We start from the raw sequence: 16,910 nt of genomic DNA on the forward strand, positions 1-16,910 counted from the left end.
GCGGGTTTTTTTCAATTACGGACAGTGCCGGAATATAAAATCTGCAGAAAATATACAGAAACGTTTTTAAATCAGGACTTTTTCGTATAAGATGAAGGGATGAAGAAAAAAACTTCTGAAATTTTTTCAGCTTAAAAATATATTTCTCGCGGAGAAGGATTCAGCCTTCTGCAATGTTAGAAACGGATTCCGTCCTTTAGGGCGGCGAAGCCGTTTCTTCTAGCGGAACCGTCTGACGCTTTCTGTTTGCATAAAAAGACAGGAGATCACCAATGATTAAGCATCTGTATGCAATATGGTTAGGGGACGTATTATTCTGCTTCTCCGGTGAAACTTCAGAGCCGAAAGTTGACGCATGGACACGTGTGGTCAAACGGCTGGAGCTTCGGGGAGGAGGACGTCCTTTTGCGGGTGCTGCGCTGCGGCTGGCGGAAGTGAAGTATCCGGCCGCTGCCTCTGCGGAAGGGAGGACAACGCGGCGCGGACTGCCGGGGCGCACGCTGGAAGGGCTTGCCTTGGCCCCGAAGGACGCCTTTGAGCTGCTGCTGGCCTGGGACGAGGAAATGTGCCGTGCACAGGGAGTGGAGCCTGGCGGTGAACTGCGCTATTGGGCGGCTGCGGCCCGTTTTGCCCTTGAACTGATGGGCACAGGCGGGATTGTGCCCGGCGCAATGCCGCCGAGGCCTATAGGCTCGCGCCGCCGCGGGGGGGAGCAAGCCGCTGCGGCCTGCTGGTCTCCGGCCTTTCGGCAGGAGGCTGATAAGGAGTTCTTTCTGCAGATGGCAGCTTCCATGCCGGTGCTGGCACTGGGAACCCATGTTGCGGAGGAGGGTGACTTGTCGTCGCGTGAAGAAGCGGGAGCGTACGTGCTGTATTCTTTTCTGCAGGCTGTAATGACTGCCGAGATCAAAAAGGTTATTGCGGGAATGGAAAGCGAGCTTGGGCCATTCAAAGCGAATTATCGCCGTGGTTATTCACCGCTGACCGAGCTGTGGTGGAACAGCCTGCTCACCGGCAGCCGTGATATCCCGGTCCAGGGGACTCCGGCCGAGGTGGCGGACCTCCTTGCCGCCGTAAACGGTACGGCTGAGAATGAGATTCCGAACTCCGGGGCGGAGGAGGTACACAGCGGCCAGCTTAGTCTGGGTCTGCGCCTGGAGCCGCCTGCGAACGAAGGCGATGCCTGGAATTTAACCTTCTGGGCGGAGAACCGGGAAGAAGGGGAATTCTGGATTCCTGCGGCGGCGATCTGGAGCAGCAGGGAACGGGAGTTCACTTTATGGGGCAAGCGCTACCGCAATATTCAGCAGCAGCTGCTGGCTGCACTCGGCCGGGCCGCGAAAATATCGCCGGATATTGAGCGTGCGCTGGCCGGACCGGCTCCGGATGGAGTTCAACTGGAGCCGGACCGCGTCTATTTCTTTCTGAAGGAGAGCGTGCAGCAGCTGCGGGAACGGGGAATTACGGTGCAGATGCCATCCCGCTGGAGCCGTGAAGGCCGGCGGCGGATCGGGATGAAGATGAAGATGCAGCCTCCGGCCGGCAGCATAGATGGTTCGACCCAGCCTTCCCTCGGCATGGAAGAGCTGATTTCCTTCCGCATCGAGGCTTCGCTGGGCGATAACACGATCAGCGAGGAAGAGCTGAATGCGCTGGTGGAGGCCGGAGTACCTTTTGTGCGCTTCCGGGGAGAATGGATTGAAGTCGATCCGAAGGAGATCCGCCAGGTTCTGAGATATATGAAGCGCAACGAAAGCGGAGAAATGTCGGCGGCTGACTGGATGCGTCTGGAGGCCGAGGATGGTGATGAGCGGCTCTGGAAGGGAATGTCGGTGACCGGCATGGAAACCTCCGGCATGCTCGCTTCGCTCATGCATGGCGATGTTCTGCGGGGCCTTCCGCTGCGCTCTGTGCCGCCGGGTCTTCATGGAACGCTTAGACCTTATCAGGAGCGCGGCTTTCAATGGCTGGCTGCGCTCAGCGGTCTTGGCTTTGGGGTATGCCTTGCCGATGACATGGGCCTCGGCAAGACGGTGCAGGTCATCACCTGTCTGCTGGACCGTGCCCTGGCTGCTCCGCCGGAGGAGAAGCGTGAGCCGGTGCTGATTCTCTGCCCGACCTCGCTGCTTGGCAACTGGCAGCGGGAGCTGCAGCGTTTCGCACCATCGCTGAGTGTGCATATTCACCACGGGGGAAGACGGGTTCGCGGGGAAGGCTTTATCGACTTGGCCACCAGCCATGAAATCGTGCTGACCACTTATCATCTCGCAGGCCGGGACAGCGAGGATCTCGCTGGCGTCCGGTGGTCGACCGTTGTGCTGGATGAAGCGCAGTATATCAAGAATCACCGCACCAAGCAGGCACAGAGTGTGATGAAGCTGTCAGCGCCGCATCGCATTGCCATGACAGGCACACCGGTGGAGAACCGGCTTGGCGAGCTGTGGTCCATTTTTCACTTTTTGAATCCGGGGTATCTGGGGACTTATCATTCATTCCGCCAGCGGTATGTATCCGGTGAAGGCGGAGAGCGGCTGCGCGAGCTGCATCGCCTCGTCTCGCCCTTCTTGCTGCGGCGGCTCAAGAGTGATCCGGACATTTCCAAGGATCTGCCGGAGAAGCTGGAGCTGAAATCTTATTGTCCGCTTACAGAAACGCAGGCGGCGCTGTATCAGGGTGTAGTGGATGAAATGCTCGGTGTCATCGGGGAACGCTCCGGCATGGCCCGCCGGGGGCTGGTATTGTCTTCATTGACCAAGCTGAAGCAAATATGCGACCATCCGCAGCTGTACCGCAAAGAGGAGGGCCGGACCCAACGCAGTGAGCATTCCGGCAAAATGGATGTGATGTTCGAGGTGCTGGACAGCATTGCCGAGCTTGGGGAATCTGCACTTATTTTCACCCAGTATGTGGCGATGGGCGAGCTGCTGGTCAGCAGGCTGGCGAAACGATACGGCTCGCCGCCGCTGTTCCTGCATGGCGGCATCCCCAAACGGGAGCGCGATGAGATGGTGCATGCCTTTCAGGAGGGGGAAGGGCCGGCGTTTTTTGTACTATCGCTCAAAGCCGGCGGTGTGGGTCTGAACCTTACACGGGCTAACCATGTCATACATTATGACCGCTGGTGGAATCCGGCGGTGGAGAATCAGGCGACCGACCGGGCGTTCCGGATCGGCCAGCATAAGAATGTGCAGGTTCATAAGCTGATCTGCCAGGGAACGCTGGAAGAACGGATTGATGAACTGATCGAGCGTAAAAAAAGCCTGTCGGAGCAGGTTGTCGGTTCCGGAGAAAACTGGCTGACAGAGATGTCCAATCATGAGCTTAAGGAGCTTATCGAGCTTCAGGGGCAGGACTGGATGTAGTGGAACAAGCTTGGCATAAAGGAGGAATGGGCAATGAGTGAACTGCTGGAACTGCGGCTGGAAATTGAGCCCGGGGTGGTTAAGGCGACGGGAACACAGCTATCGGCCAAAGCGCCGGGAGTGCAGACCAAACGAAACGCCACTGCCGTCGCCGCCGCCCAAGGGCAAGCGCCAACGACGGTTCTCTCTTTGGAAATTCCGCGCTGGTCTGATGAAGTGAAACAGGAGGTGCTGATCCGGCTTGCGGAGCACCCGGGTGAGCTGTATGGTCTGCTGCAGGGCAACCTGAGTGGAGGCCTGGCGGCGATGAAGCTTCTGCCCGGCGATGAAGAACTGGCGTTGGCCGGACAGAAGCTTTCAGGGCCGGAACAGATGGCCCTGCTGGGATTGGTCAAAAAGCAGCTGGAAGAGGAGCCGCTGCTGGCGTTTGAACTGCGCGGTTTGAACAAAGAGACGCTGCTGGCCGGAGTTTTTGCCCTTTGGGCGGAAGAGGAAGCGGAGGACAGCGAGGATGCCGGCCCGGCCCCGTCCGGCCTGCTTGCAGCCGAACTGGCCCGGCTGGAGCGCAAAGGGCCGGCTGTCCCGACTGGAGAATGGCTGGCCGAAGCGGCTGCTGAAGGCTCGCTCCACCAGCCGGGTCCCATGTTTCATGAAATCGCAGCCCGGCCGTTTCCAGCTTCACCGGTGGTTGCGAAGCCGACCGAAAACTGGGGGACCCTGCTCGACAAGACACCCCGTGCCGGTGAGGGGCTTGTGCTCATCATGCGGCGTGTCGCAGAAGCCGCAGCCCGTAGGGCGGCAGGGCTGGGTAAGCTGTAAGGCTGCTCTGGTTGCTCTTAATTAACAATATTTTCACTGCGGAATGAACTGATCGTAACCCAATGTTCCTGCTGAGGTCTTATGATAACAGGACAAACAGGGAATGAGGGAGAGCTTAAATTGAGAGTTTATAAAATTCTGGCTTCTCTGTTCATAGCAGGAACGCTTCTAATTTCTGCCTCAACCATCGGGGCGACACCGGCGCAAAGCTCCAGCATCACCCTGAAGGGGTATCCGGACAATTTCCAAATGACAGGCGTGAAAGAGGGCTGGGGAATCACGCTGGGCGGAGTGTGGCATACAGCGGACGGTGCGTTAAGCTGGAAGCATCCGCTTAGCAATACGGTGCCCATGCCCGGTAATGATGTCCAGCTTGGCAAACTGGCGCATTACTTTGCGGGTGACAATGAGGCGTGGATTCTAAGCGCCTATGGCCCGCACAAGCCTACAGCCCTTTTTCATACGCTAGACAAGGGAAAGTCCTGGAAGACTATTCGCCTTCCGGTGAAGAAAAGCTGGGAGCAAGGATACGCCAGCGGGTTTATGCATTTTCCCGATAAGCAGGGCGGGTATATTCTGCTATGTTCCGAACCGGCACTTGGCATGATGGAGAAGTCGTTATACCGCACGGTGGATGGAGGGACAAGCTGGAGCAGAGTGGGCGATCTTACCGCAAGCATTGCTGCCTATCCAACGGGCATAACCTTCCGGGATAGCGATAACGGCTGGATAACCTCCAGCAATCACGGACAGAAGTCCATTCTTACCTTTAGAACTGCTGATGGGGGCAAGAGCTGGAAGCCGGAGAAGCTCGTCTCCCCGCCAGCGCTTTCGGGGTATGCGTATAGCAACAGCTACCCTCCTGTCTTTTCCGGAAAGGATAAGAAGGATGGGGTACTGCCGCTGGAAATTGTCCTGAACGGCGTTAAAAGCATGGTCTTTTACACCAGCAATAATGGCGGAGAGACTTGGAAGCATGGCCCCGGCATTCAAGGGGTTGAAGCGTCAAGGACAGCTTGGCTGAATGCCCGTTCAGGCTGGGCGCTGCAGGCAGGCGGCAAGCTGCTTGCTACAGACGATGGCGGAGGTAGCTGGAAACAGGTTGCCAAAGGTTCAGCGTTCGATAAGGCAACGGAGATACAGTTCTCTACGTCTCGAAACGGCTGGATTTCCGGGCCGAAAATCCTTTGGAGCACGGCAGACGGGGGCCACACATGGAGAAACCTGCTGCTTCCTTCTTGAGAATAATAGAAAGGCAGTGCCACAACAGCTCAGCTGTAGGGCACTGCCTCTTTTATTACCTTTTCAGCTACGGTCCGCAAACAGAAACAGAATTACTCCCCGGACGGGGTTTCACCCGCACTGCTTCCTTCGGATAACTCAAGAATCTCCCTGCGCAGGCGGAGCATTTTTTGATCTAGCTCATCGGCGGCACGTGCGGCTTCTTTCAGTTCCTCGGCGACATGCGACGGAAGCTGCTTATCGAATTTGTAGTAGAGGATATGCTCCATACTGGCCCAGAAATCCATGGCAAGTGTACGCAGCTGGATTTCCGCTTTTACCCAGTGGGTTCCTTCCAGCAGCACAAGCGGTATCGACACAATCAGATGCAGACTTTGATAGCCGTTGGGTTTGGGATGTGCAATATAGTCTTTGATCTCCAGCACACGGATGTCCTCCCGCGCACACAGATGATCGACCAGACGATAAATATCCTTCACAAAAGCACAGACAATCCGCATGCCTGCAATATCATGAATGTGCTGCTCCATATTTTCCAGGGTAAACTCATGCCCTTTGCGTTCCATCTTCTGCAGGATGCTCTTCGGCTCTTTGATCCGCGACTTGACATGCTCAATCGGACTGAAGCCGTCGCGCACCTGCCATTCCGTTTTGATCACATCAATTTTATTCTCAAGCTCATTCAGGGCATGGCGGTACAGCGCCGGCAAAGCTTTGAAATCCTCGATCTGTTTGGCGAAATCCCCATTAACCTGCCACTTCTTCAGATCCTTGACATGCACCTGCAGCTGATTCAGTGTAACCTGTGTACTATCATATTCTTCCACTGAGACTCTCCCAAGTTTAGTTATTTGTGACTGGATAAAATGAACCCATGAATAAAGATATGTTATACATTCCGGGACCAGTCTATATCCCTATTTTAACCGATGTACTGCCCCAGAAGCAAAAAAAACCCAGACCCCCCTGTAGTGCCGAAGAGTCCAGGCTGTTTGCAACTATAATCCGGCCAACCCAAAATAGCGCAACATTCTTCCCGCAGCAGCGTATTAGCACACATAAGGGATAGAAAGTGCGGCGCTTAGGTTGATTATTTGTTCGTAGGGGAGCCTCCGTCATAACCTTTATCATGATACCCGGTATTTTCCAGTTTGGGGAGTATACCCAGCTGCTCAATGGTCTGCCGTGTCTCTATGCTGCCAAAACGGTGCAGGGTCTGGTACAGTCTGACGGTCTCATCGTCAAATTGCCGGGCAGCTTCATCGTGATCGGCAGACTTATAAGGCACAAAGGCGCGCCGGAAGGCGTAATCATCCCCGAGTTCGAGTTCGTTCAGGAGATCCTGGAGAAGGGTAAGCTCTTCAGCGTTAAGCAGCACTTCAAATGCATTGGAGTCATTGCGCACGTCCTGAACAAGGCTGTGGTTTACGGATACGAAATAGCGTTTTTTCTCTTCGTCCGGCAAGATCGATCCCTCCATCGTTGGTAAGCTTGTACATGGTTATTTTTTACTATTATACACAGAACGACAAATAATGAATCTAATCGAGACATTTGGTATGATAGAAGCACGTTTCCGCTATTGCACGGAGCGTTGAGGGTTTATTTGGAATAATATTTGGCTGCAAATCGGCCCTGTTCTCACTCTGGAGAAGGAGGAACTACAATGAATTTTCTGCAACGCATTAAAGACGGTGCCAGCCGGGTGAGTGAAAAAGCGCAAAGCTCGGTGGAGATCGGCAAGCTGAACGGGCATATTTCCGATATCGAACATGAGATGGAAATTGAATTTATGAAAATGGGAAAGCTGTTCTACGACGGATATCGTTCGAAGGATTTGTCCCTGGCCGAAGGCAAAATGGTGGAGCATTCCCGGGCCTGCCTGAAGCTTCAGGAACAGATTGAGGAGCTGCGCTTCCGGATTGCCGAGCTTAAGAATGAAAAGCTCTGCACCTGTGGGAATGTTGTAGCTCTGGACGCCAATTTCTGTCCGAAATGCGGACGCAAGCTGGAGGAACCGGCTTCAAGAAAAGAAGCGGTGCCCGTCACAGTGCACGGCATTCATGAGGATGAAGAGGAAGATCAATATTATGGCGAGGAGGAGCTGACGGAAGCGGAAAAAGAGCTGGCGATGAGATCGGAGCAGCGTACGGTGTATACCGAAGTGCTTCCGGTAGACGATGAACTGCCGCAGGAGGAATATGGCGGAGCGGTGCAGGATACCGAACGCAGCCGCCGTGAAGCCGATGAGCTTGAACGGGAGCGGGAAAGACAGCTGGAGCTTGACCGGCGTATCCGCGACTGGAAAGCCGGTGAGCCTGCGGAAGAAGCTGCATCCAGTGAAGGCGGCGTGCGGGATATCGTCAAATGTCAGATCTGCAGGGCGGATTTGCCCAAGGGTTCCATGTGGTGCCCGCGTTGCGGATCAGAACAAATCTAGTCAGCATTTACAGTCAGCTAGGGGGACAACATAGATGGAACAGTTGCTGCTGCATCTGCGCAATTTGGGTTTCACAGAGATGGAATCCAAAATTATGGTCGAGCTGGCCAGCAAAGGCCAGGCTTCGGGTTATGAAGTGGCAAAGCAGCTCGGAGTATCAAGATCCAACGTATATGCGGCGCTTCAGCGTCTGACTCAGCAAGGTTATGTAAGATGCGGTGAAGGGGAACCGGCGCGTTACAGTGTGCTGGACCCGGAAGAGCTCGCGACCATGATCTCCGGACGGGTATCGGCTTCACTGGCTTATATGGAAAGCGAAATGCCGCGCGGCGGCCCGGTCAATCCCTCTTTCTACAATGTGGAGGGTGACCGGAATGTGATGGAGGAATTGATCCGCCAACTGAATCTTGCTGAGCAGGAAATCGTAGTAGATGTATGGCGTGAGGAGGCTTCGCTGCTGCGCAATGAGCTGGAGCAGGCAGAGCTGCGGGGAGTGAAGCTGTTGTGGGCCTTTGACGGCGGCAACGAGGTTCCCGCACCTTATCCGGTATGGCCGCCGCTGGGCGGCAAGCCGCGCCGGAGCGGCGGGCGGAAGTTTTCCTTTGTGATCGACAGGAACTGGTGCATGCTCGGCATGCGGTATGAGGACGGAACGGCGCAGGCGGTCGTAACCGAACATCAGGTGCTGGTGGAACTGCTGCTGAACCACTTTACGCAGGAGATGGTGCTCTTCGAGCTGGAAGAGGATATGGGCCCCGAGCTAACAAGAAGGTACGGGGAACGCTACAGCCACATTTACGGTAAATATGTGCTGCATGACCAGGAGCATGAACAACTGGGCGAACAGGAGCAACCGGACGAACAAGAGGAACATAAGGAATTGGAAGAATTGGAAGAATTGGAAGACTCGGAAGACTCGGAAGAGCAGCAAGAGCCAGGCCATTAGGAAACGTGTTTGGGTAAGGGTCAAGCTGCTTGCAAGCCGAAATTAAGCTGGGGAGGTGAAAGCGTGGAGTGTATTATTCATTTTGATGTGCAGCATCCGGAAGGGATCAAGTCACTCAGAGGTCTCTTGTTTCTGGAAGAGGGTAAAGTCCCGGGAGAAAATGAACTGATTGGCATGTTCAAGGACATGAAGTTCAACGTTCGGCTGGAAGACCGTGAGAAGCTGATTTTTAAACCTGTGAATCCGGGAGAGAAGTACTCGGAAATCCGCATCACGAGCTTTGACAGCGGCAAGGCGAATAGCAAAGAGGACAACGAACTGAAGTCGATTGTCGGCAATTTGCTGCCGCAGAAGCCGTCCGGCCTGTAAAAACTAAGACAGGGTCCATTTGAGATGGAGAGGAAGGAGCACAGAATGGAGTTATTGAGACAAAAGGTTATAAATGAAGGTATTGTTCTCGGTCAAGGTGTGCTCAAGGTCGATTCTTTTCTGAATCACCAGATGGACCCGTTTCTGATGCGTGAGGTCGGCCGCGAGTTTACCCGCCGTTTTGCCGGAGAAAAGGTGACGAAGGTGCTGACCATCGAATCCTCGGGGATTGCCCCCGGCATTATGACGGCGCTGGAGCTTGAGGTTCCGCTCATTTTTGCACGCAAGCAGAAATCATTGACCCTGACCGAAGATATTTATGTGGAGAAGGTCTACTCTTTTACGAAAAAAGAAAGCAATGATATCACAGTTTCCAAAAAGTTCATTGCTCCCGGTGAACGCGTGCTGATCGTCGATGATTTCCTTGCCAACGGTGAAGCGGCCTTCGGGCTGGCCCGGATCGTGGAGCAGGCGGGAGGCAGCGTAGCCGGAATCGGCATCGTGATCGAAAAAGCTTTCCAGCCCGGCAACAAGCTGCTGAAGGAAGCCGGCTACCGTGTGGAATCGCTGGTACGGATTGCTTCGCTTGACGATGGCTTGATCTCCTTCGTGGAGGAAGCCGGCGGCCTGCCGGGCTGACCCCGCAGTATTATAGCTCATAAAGACCCCATGCTCCAGCTTTGCGGAGTATGGGGTCTTTATGCTGTGGCTATAGGGAGTACTGCGCAGTAATTGCAATTTGTACAACTAAATATTCCTTATATGCTCGGCATTCCGTTTTAGTTGTATTTTGTACAGTAGATATCCGTCTTAATGCCGAAAATGGACCAGAAACCGGAATTTAGATGTACAGAGTGCAGTTAAGTACTGAACGGAAGTGAAATCAGCCCGTTTAGTTGTACAAACTGCAATTATCTCCCGCGAACCCAAAGGGCAGCAGCATAGCCGCAGCTGGGAGGACTAAGTATAAGCAGAATGGAGCTGCGCTTGCGGGCTAGCCGCAGGCCGCCGAAGCGTGGCCACCGCAGGCCATTCATTCGCAAGCGCGATGGAACTCGCGCTGCGGGTACCCCGGCCAGCCGCATCCCATACGACGCTGACTGGGTACGGGCCGGTCGCGTCCTACACGCTTGCCTGACAAGGGCCAGCCGCGCCCTGTTCCCGGGCCGCAGCCAGCGGCGAGAGCACGCGCAGCGCGCCCGGCTCGCAGCGCACGGCCAGCGGCGCAGTGCCGAGGGGCTCGCCGTCGCCGATGGCATGGCGGGCCTGCGCGAAGTGGACAGCTACGCTGTGCCCGCGCAGCATCGTCACGAAGGGCAGCGCAACATGCGTGCCCTTCAGCAGCGTCGGGAACAGCCGCAGCACCTGCATGCGGCTGCAGCCATGCACGACGCAGACGTCGAGCAGGCCGTCATCGGCCTCCGCCTGCGGGCAGATCAGCAGCCCGCCGCCATAGCTTGGCAGGTTGCAGATCGAGACGAGCCAGGCTTTCTCGAAAGCCTGCTCCTTCCCGTCGCAGGTGACGCTCACCCGGCAGGGCTTGAAGGTCATCAGCGTATGCAGAATGCCGATGATATAGGCCAGCTGTCCGGCGCCGATGGCGTTGCACAGCCGTTTGTAGAAGCCGTTGTTCACATTTACGGCTACCTGTGCATCGAAGCCGCTGGCTACGGCGGTCAGGGTGAGGCCGCCTGCCCCCGAGAGCAGATCGGCTTCGAGGCAGCGGTCCTGCAGCGCAGCCTCCAGCGCGGCTTCTGTGGCCAGCGGGATGCCGAAGCCGCGTGCCGTGTCATTGCCGGAGCCGGCGGGGATGACGGCCAGCGGCACACCTCTGCGCCGCAGCGCGCCCAGCACGCTGTGGATCGTGCCGTCGCCGCCGATGACGATGGCGGCGCGCCAGTCGTCGCGCCGGGCGAGCGCCCCAAGCACCTGGGTTTCGGCGCGGTCGGCGTTCTGCGTGAACAAGGGCTCATGAGGGATGCCGCGTGAATGCAGCATCCCTTCGACCGTGTGCCATGTCCGCTGGCCTGCTCCGCCGCCGGAACGGGGATTTATGATCAATAAGTACATGTATGTTCCTCCAGCCTGTAGATTCCTCTATGTCCTGATTCCATTGTACGGAGTGGACGTTCAAAAGGGAATCTTAAAAATAAGGATAAACAGCAGGAGGCAGGCTACAACTGACGGAGCTGGCTTTCGGCGATCTCCCCTGCCCAGGGAAGCTTATACCATCTTCCGCCCAAAGTATGGTAAATCATGAGAAGCCATACGGCGAAGCTGCAAAGGGAAATTAAGGCTGCGACGAGAGCGCCGAGCAGCGGAATGAAGCCGCTGAGGACATGGACAATCATCAGTGTCCCGAAGGCGATCAGCGACTGCAACGCATGAAAGAGCACGAAGCGGCTGCGTTTCTCCAGGGCAAGAAAAACGATGCCCCCAATAAAGGGAAAGAAGTAGCATAGTGCGGCGGCAATATGGTCAGGCAGTCCGGTGGAAGATCTGAAAGGGGACAAAAGGCTCACTCTCCTTGTACTTGGAGAAGAAGGCGGTTAACCGGTTCCCTCTTCTCTATGAGCCTATGATTTGTCCCGGCAAAGTATGTGGACCGGGAAGGGGTTCAAGTAAAAAGGCATTCTTTCTTTTCGTTAGACATGCTAAAGCTCCATCGCCGGTATAATGTATTGTTCAACCAGTCTGCGGGGGTTTTTCCACCGGCTGACGGCGCTCTCGGCGGTGAAGATAACGGCGGCGTCCAGCTTCGGCAGCAGCAATAGCTGCTGGCCCCCGTGTCCATGTGCCAGCACGTAGGGCTGGCTGCTCATCATGCCGTTCCAGAATTGATACCCGTAATGACCGTAGGCCGGATACCCGGGGGTCTGGGCTGTGAACGCATCTTCCAGCCAATTCTGCGGGATCATCTGCTGTCCTTTGTAAAGGCCGCCGCCCAGCAGGACTATACCGACTTTAGCCAGATCACGCGAGGTCAGGTATAAGCCGATATGGCCCATGCTGTGCCCTTCAGGACTGGGCAGCCAGGCGGTGTGGTGAATGTCCAGCGGTCCAAACAGATGCTCTCTGGCATAGCTGTAAGCGTCTAGCCCTGAGAATTCGCTCAGCATAACCGATATTAGATGCGAGTCGCTGCTGCGGTATTGAAATTGCCCAATATTTTCATGATCAATGGGCAGGCTAAGAGCGTAAGAAGTCCAGCGGCGGCTGCGCTGCAGATTACGTACGAGCGGTTCTCCGAGCTTCCTGCCGGTAATCCACCTGAAGCCGGAGGTCATGGTCAGCAGGTGGCGCAGCGTAATTTCCGATAGCTGCGGAGAGCAGCGGGGCGGCAGATATCTCTGAAGCGCTTCGGCTACAAAAGTGTGGACTCCCGGAATATGGCCTTTGCCGATGGCAATGCCGATAAGAAGAGAGAGGAAGCTTTTGGTGGCCGAACGAAGATCATTCAGCATTCCGGCATGATATCCCCCGTAATACCGTTCAAATATCAGTTGCCCGTGGCGGACGACAAGCATACTATGCATTTTGGGATATTCTTTCGTAACTGCCTGATGGGCCTTCTCCAGTCGAAGAGGACAGGTTCCGGTGTCATCCGGACGGGCTGCTGCTATAACGGGTGCCGGGTTGTTAGGTGTGTGTAGTAAAGACAGCTGCTGGCTCATAGCAATCCCCTTTCCAAGCTGCCTGCTGCAGTCTAAGATGCGGCGGCGGATACGTTATTTTAACCAAAAGTCTGCAAGCCTCACCTGCTGCGGTAGAGAAGAGTAAAAAAATATTTTACGTACGTAAATTTTACAAGGAAAGGTGGAAGTTGGACTGGAATATGATACAATATAACGATAAGGCCCGAAAGGAGTGATTCAGCAAGTGGCTCTTCGGGTAAGTAAAGTGTCAAGGTGTTCCGCATTTGGTGCATCTTACTCTCAGCCCAAATCACGACGAACCTGCTTCACCGGCAAGGCGGACCTCCATATTTATGGAATGAACGTTTAGGCGGATAATGCAAGCCACGTATGTGTTACGGTTTCTTGACTTGCATTTCGAGGTTACGGCGGACTTTTCATCATGCATTCTCTACAACGGAGCATTCATTTTCAATGTTTTGGGAGGGAACTGATCATGGCAAGTAAAGGTCATAACGAAGTGAAGGAAAGTCTACGGGAAATGACACGCATTTTCCGGCCCAAAGATCCCAAGAAATTTGTGAAGGAGTATGTCCGGAAGTATCGGATCACGGGAGGCTATGAAGAAGAGCTGACTATGGTCGTGGAGCATGAGTTGGGAAGAATAAACTCATCCGTCTCCTAATTTACAGACAGGAATACTTCCTGCTATTTGACGACATCAAATTTGGAATTACATCCATGAGGATTCTCATAAACCGTGCCCGGGCGGCTTGCTGCCGCAGGAAGCGGTTTTTTTTGTGCGCATATTTATTGCAAGATCATAAATCATAAAATAGTCAAATGAATTTATAGACACAAATAGATATGTATGCGCTTTAAAGAAAAAATGATAAAAGATTCATTTTATGTAAGCGCTCTTAAATACAGTAAGGACAAGCTTTTGCTGTTTGAAAAAATGCTTTGTGAACTTGCTGTGAACGATTGACAAAAGACCCCCATAAACTTATATTAATAGTGATTGTTATAATTGACAGGAAAATCCTCTAATCTACGAAATCGGGAAAAGCGGGGTAGATCAATGATGAAAACGTGGCAGGCTGGTAAACGGCTTCTTCCCATGGCAGCAACGCTTGGACTCATTCTCGCAGGATGCGGGCGGCAGGACTTGTCGGTGCTCAGACCGCAGGGACCTGCAGCGGAAAGCTCGTTCGGACTCATGAAGCTGTCGATTACCATCATGATTGTCGTGCTGCTGATCGTCTTTGCCATTGCGGCCTACGTGCTTATCCGTTACCGCAGGAAACCGGGCCAGCATGAGATCCCTGAACAGGTGGAAGGCAGCTTCAAGCTTGAAGTGCTGTGGACGGTCATCCCGCTGATCCTTGTAATTGTGCTGGCGGTTCCGACCGTGCAGGCGGTGTTTGCCGCAGGAGATGATCATTCGAATGATAAGAATGCAGTTAAGGTCAAGGTGACCGGCCACCAATACTGGTGGGAATTCGAATACCCCGATTACGGTGTGACAACGGCGCAGGATCTGGTGATTCCTGCGGGCGTGGATATCGCCTTTGAGCTGACTACAAAGGATGTGCTGCACTCCTTCTGGGTACCTTCTCTCTCCGGCAAAATAGATACCAACCCGGACGGGTCAACGAACCATTTCAGCTTCAGTGCGCCAAATGAAGGCGTTTACCGCGGCAAATGCGCGGAGCTGTGCGGTCCTTCCCACGGATTTATGGAATTTAAAGTGAAGTCGGTCAGCAAGGATGCGTTCACGGCATGGATTGCTTCCATGAAAGCCCCGGCGGTGATGCCTGAAGATCCGGCGCTTGCGGAAAAGTTCAAATCCGCGTGCCTGACCTGCCATGCAGTGGGTGATATGGTAGGCAGCAACGGTCCATCCCTCACCGGGATCGGGTCCCGCGAGTCGGTGGCTGGTATCCTGCTGAACGACGACACAGGTGTCGACGGAGCGCCGATCCTGGAGAATCTTAAGACCTGGCTGCATGATCCGCAAAGCGTCAAGCCGGGCAACCGGATGCCTGACCCCAAGGAACTGGGACTCAGTGATGAAGAGATTGACGGAATTGCCGAATATCTGGCCGGCTACACGCTGGAATAAAGCCTATTGCCCAAAACAGAAGCAGCATATTTGAAAAGGGGGTACGTACCTTGGCTCAAACAGCGCAATCCTTGAATCCTTCCGGGCCCTTGAGGCATGGCCACAGCGTCAAACGGCATACCGGGATCATGGACTGGATTACCACCGTCGATCATAAGAAGATTGCAATTTTGTACCTTTGGGCCGGAGGGATCTTTTTTGGCATTGGCGGGCTGGAGGCCATTCTGATCCGCATCCAGCTGATCAAGCCGATGAATACCTTTCTGGATGCCCAGACCTTTAACGAATTGATTACGATGCATGGGACAACGATGATTTTTCTCGGGGTTATGCCGGTCATTTTCGCGCTGATGAATGCGGTTATCCCACTGCAGATCGGTGCGCGCGATGTAGCTTTTCCTTTTCTGAATGCGCTTGGCTTCTGGACGTTTCTGTTCGGCGGCATTCTGCTTAATCTCAGCTGGGTTATGGGGGGAGCGCCCGATGCCGGCTGGACCGCTTATACCCCACTGTCCTCCAGCTCCTACAGCACCACCCACGGGGTGGACTTCTACACGATCGGCTTGCAGATTGCCGGGCTAGGCACACTAATCGGCGGCATCAACTTCCTGGCTACGATCATTACGATGCGGGCTCCGGGAATGTCGTTTATGCGGATGCCGATGTTCGCCTGGGCCACCTTTATCACTTCCGCTATTATCCTGTTCGCTTTTCCCGCAGTTACAGTAGGGCTTGTGCTGCTAACCTTCGACCGGATTCTCGGCGCCAATTTCTTTGAGACCAGCGGCGGCGGCAATCCGGTACTCTGGCAGCATATTTTTTGGATCTTTGGTCATCCCGAAGTGTATATTCTGATTCTTCCGGCCTTCGGCATCATCTCCGAGGTCATCCCGACGTTCTCGCGTAAGCGGCTGTTCGGGTACAGCTCCATGGTCTTCGCGACGATCCTGATCGCCTTCCTTGGCTTCATGGTCTGGGCGCATCATATGTTCACCACCGGCCTCGGACCGGTAGCGAACGCCTTGTTCTCTGTATCCACGATGCTGATCGCCGTTCCGACAGGAATTAAAATTTTCAATTGGCTGTTCACGATGTGGGGCGGGCAAGTACGCTTTACCACTCCGAATTTATTCGCGGTCGGCTTTATTCCAACCTTCACCATGGGCGGGGTTACAGGTGTCATGCTGGCTTCTGCTCCTGCCGATTTTCAGTTTCATGACACGTATTTTGTCGTTGCCCATTTCCACTATGTAATTGTCGGCGGCCTGGTGCTCGGCTTATTCGCGGGCCTGCATTATTGGTGGCCTAAAATGTTCGGAAGAATGCTCAGCGAACACCTGGGCAAATGGACCTTCTGGACCTTTATCATCGGGTTTCACATGACCTTTTTTGTACAGCATTTTCTGGGGCTTATGGGGATGCAGCGCCGCGTATTTACGTATTTGCCGAATCAGCAATTCGACCTGCTAAATTTGATCAGTACGATCGGGGCAGGGCTTATGGGTGTGGGGATGCTGTTTTTCCTGGCCAATGTCTTCATCACTTCCAGAAAGCCGGCAGATGCGGCGGATGATCCGTGGGAAGACGGGCGGACGCTGGAATGGACCATTTCCTCACCGCCTCCGGAATACAATTTCAAGCAAACGCCGCTGGTGCGCGGTCTGGATGCTTTCTGGAAGGAAAAAACAGCCGGGCACAAGGGCATGACGCCATCCGAACCGGTAGGCTCCATTCATATGCCTTCAGCGACGGTGCACCCGTTCCTGATGTCGGTTGGTATCTTTATTGCCGGACTTGGCTTTATGTTCAGCCGTGATGATTTTGGCAACAGCTTTATGAGTTTTCTCTTTAATAACTATATCGTTACGGCGCTGGGTCTTCTGATAACCTTCGGGTCGATGCTGATGCGCTCGCTCTTTGATGATCATGGCTGGCATATCGAACCCGAAGAGCTGGAAGGAAGGTGAACCGA

The 16,910-nt window shown here is 54.4% G+C and carries 15 protein-coding genes; 10 read left to right on the forward strand and 5 right to left on the reverse strand.

The genetic code is table 11. The annotated features are described in order from the left end of the window. Window positions 1-272 precede the first annotated feature (272 nt). From MHI45_RS21475 to MHI45_RS21485, 3 genes are all read left to right on the forward strand, one after another. On the forward strand, window positions 273-3,362 hold the full coding sequence (locus MHI45_RS21475; RefSeq protein WP_340895127.1) for a DEAD/DEAH box helicase: 3,090 nt from the start codon (window positions 273-275) through the stop codon (window positions 3,360-3,362). Between the two features lie 33 nt (window positions 3,363-3,395). After that, on the forward strand, window positions 3,396-4,181 hold the full coding sequence (locus MHI45_RS21480; protein WP_341119423.1) for a hypothetical protein: 786 nt from the start codon (window positions 3,396-3,398) through the stop codon (window positions 4,179-4,181). A 120-nt stretch (window positions 4,182-4,301) separates the two neighbouring features. After that, a complete protein-coding gene (locus MHI45_RS21485; protein WP_341119424.1) occupies window positions 4,302-5,423 on the forward strand; it encodes a WD40/YVTN/BNR-like repeat-containing protein in 1,122 nt (373 codons plus the stop codon). A 92-nt stretch (window positions 5,424-5,515) separates the two neighbouring features. Here MHI45_RS21485 and MHI45_RS21490 read toward each other — a convergent pair whose 3' ends face one another. Both MHI45_RS21490 and MHI45_RS21495 read right to left on the reverse strand, forming a co-directional pair. Further along, complete coding sequence (locus tag MHI45_RS21490) at window positions 5,516-6,220, reverse strand: GTP pyrophosphokinase (RefSeq protein ID WP_439823191.1); 705 nt, start codon at window positions 6,218-6,220, stop codon at window positions 5,516-5,518. Window positions 6,221-6,513: 293 nt separating this feature from the next. Next, the gene (locus MHI45_RS21495; protein ID WP_341119425.1) at window positions 6,514-6,888 is read right to left on the reverse strand and encodes a hypothetical protein; all 375 of its coding nucleotides are present in this window, start codon (window positions 6,886-6,888) and stop codon (window positions 6,514-6,516) included. Between the two features lie 201 nt (window positions 6,889-7,089). Here MHI45_RS21495 and MHI45_RS21500 point away from each other — a divergent pair, with 201 nt between their 5' ends. The 4 genes from MHI45_RS21500 (at window position 7,090) to MHI45_RS21515 (ending at window position 9,817) form a co-directional block, all read left to right on the forward strand. Then, a complete protein-coding gene (locus MHI45_RS21500) occupies window positions 7,090-7,863 on the forward strand; it encodes a zinc ribbon domain-containing protein (RefSeq protein ID WP_076113725.1) in 774 nt (257 codons plus the stop codon). A 34-nt stretch (window positions 7,864-7,897) separates the two neighbouring features. Next, on the forward strand, window positions 7,898-8,809 hold the full coding sequence (locus MHI45_RS21505; RefSeq protein ID WP_340895123.1) for a TrmB family transcriptional regulator: 912 nt from the start codon (window positions 7,898-7,900) through the stop codon (window positions 8,807-8,809). Between the two features lie 63 nt (window positions 8,810-8,872). Next, window positions 8,873-9,178 carry a hypothetical protein gene (locus MHI45_RS21510; protein ID WP_038585374.1) on the forward strand — a complete coding sequence of 102 codons (306 nt, stop codon included), beginning with the start codon at window positions 8,873-8,875 and terminating at the stop codon, window positions 9,176-9,178. Between the two features lie 45 nt (window positions 9,179-9,223). Continuing rightward, window positions 9,224-9,817: a xanthine phosphoribosyltransferase gene (locus tag MHI45_RS21515; RefSeq protein ID WP_038585377.1), complete on the forward strand. Its 594-nt coding sequence runs from the start codon at window positions 9,224-9,226 to the stop codon at window positions 9,815-9,817. Window positions 9,818-10,300: 483 nt separating this feature from the next. Here the strand turns inward: MHI45_RS21515 and MHI45_RS21520 are convergent, their stop codons facing one another. The 3 genes from MHI45_RS21520 to MHI45_RS21530 form a co-directional block, all read right to left on the reverse strand. Next, on the reverse strand, window positions 10,301-11,248 hold the full coding sequence (locus MHI45_RS21520; protein ID WP_341119426.1) for a diacylglycerol/lipid kinase family protein: 948 nt from the start codon (window positions 11,246-11,248) through the stop codon (window positions 10,301-10,303). Between the two features lie 104 nt (window positions 11,249-11,352). Continuing rightward, window positions 11,353-11,691 (reverse strand): DUF4870 domain-containing protein, encoded by a 339-nt coding sequence (locus MHI45_RS21525; protein WP_341119427.1) that lies wholly within the window; start codon window positions 11,689-11,691, stop codon window positions 11,353-11,355. Window positions 11,692-11,832: 141 nt separating this feature from the next. Continuing rightward, window positions 11,833-12,852 carry a serine hydrolase domain-containing protein gene (locus MHI45_RS21530; RefSeq protein ID WP_341119428.1) on the reverse strand — a complete coding sequence of 340 codons (1,020 nt, stop codon included), beginning with the start codon at window positions 12,850-12,852 and terminating at the stop codon, window positions 11,833-11,835. A 457-nt stretch (window positions 12,853-13,309) separates the two neighbouring features. Between MHI45_RS21530 and MHI45_RS21535 the strand changes: the two genes are divergently transcribed. The 3 genes from MHI45_RS21535 to ctaD all read left to right on the forward strand — a co-directional run bounded on the left by MHI45_RS21535 (window position 13,310) and on the right by ctaD (window position 16,905). After that, complete coding sequence (locus tag MHI45_RS21535) at window positions 13,310-13,498, forward strand: hypothetical protein (RefSeq protein WP_038585388.1); 189 nt, start codon at window positions 13,310-13,312, stop codon at window positions 13,496-13,498. Window positions 13,499-13,894: 396 nt separating this feature from the next. After that, window positions 13,895-14,938, forward strand: a complete 1,044-nt coding sequence (gene coxB, locus MHI45_RS21540; protein WP_341119429.1) for a cytochrome c oxidase subunit II — start codon at window positions 13,895-13,897, stop codon at window positions 14,936-14,938. Between the two features lie 128 nt (window positions 14,939-15,066). After that, complete coding sequence (gene ctaD / locus MHI45_RS21545; RefSeq protein ID WP_076113745.1) at window positions 15,067-16,905, forward strand: cytochrome c oxidase subunit I; 1,839 nt, start codon at window positions 15,067-15,069, stop codon at window positions 16,903-16,905. Window positions 16,906-16,910: the final 5 nt, after the last annotated feature.

This window comes from Paenibacillus sp. FSL H3-0321 (assembly GCF_038002865.1).
In the GTDB taxonomy this organism is placed as follows: Bacteria; Bacillota; Bacilli; order Paenibacillales; family Paenibacillaceae; genus Paenibacillus_AQ.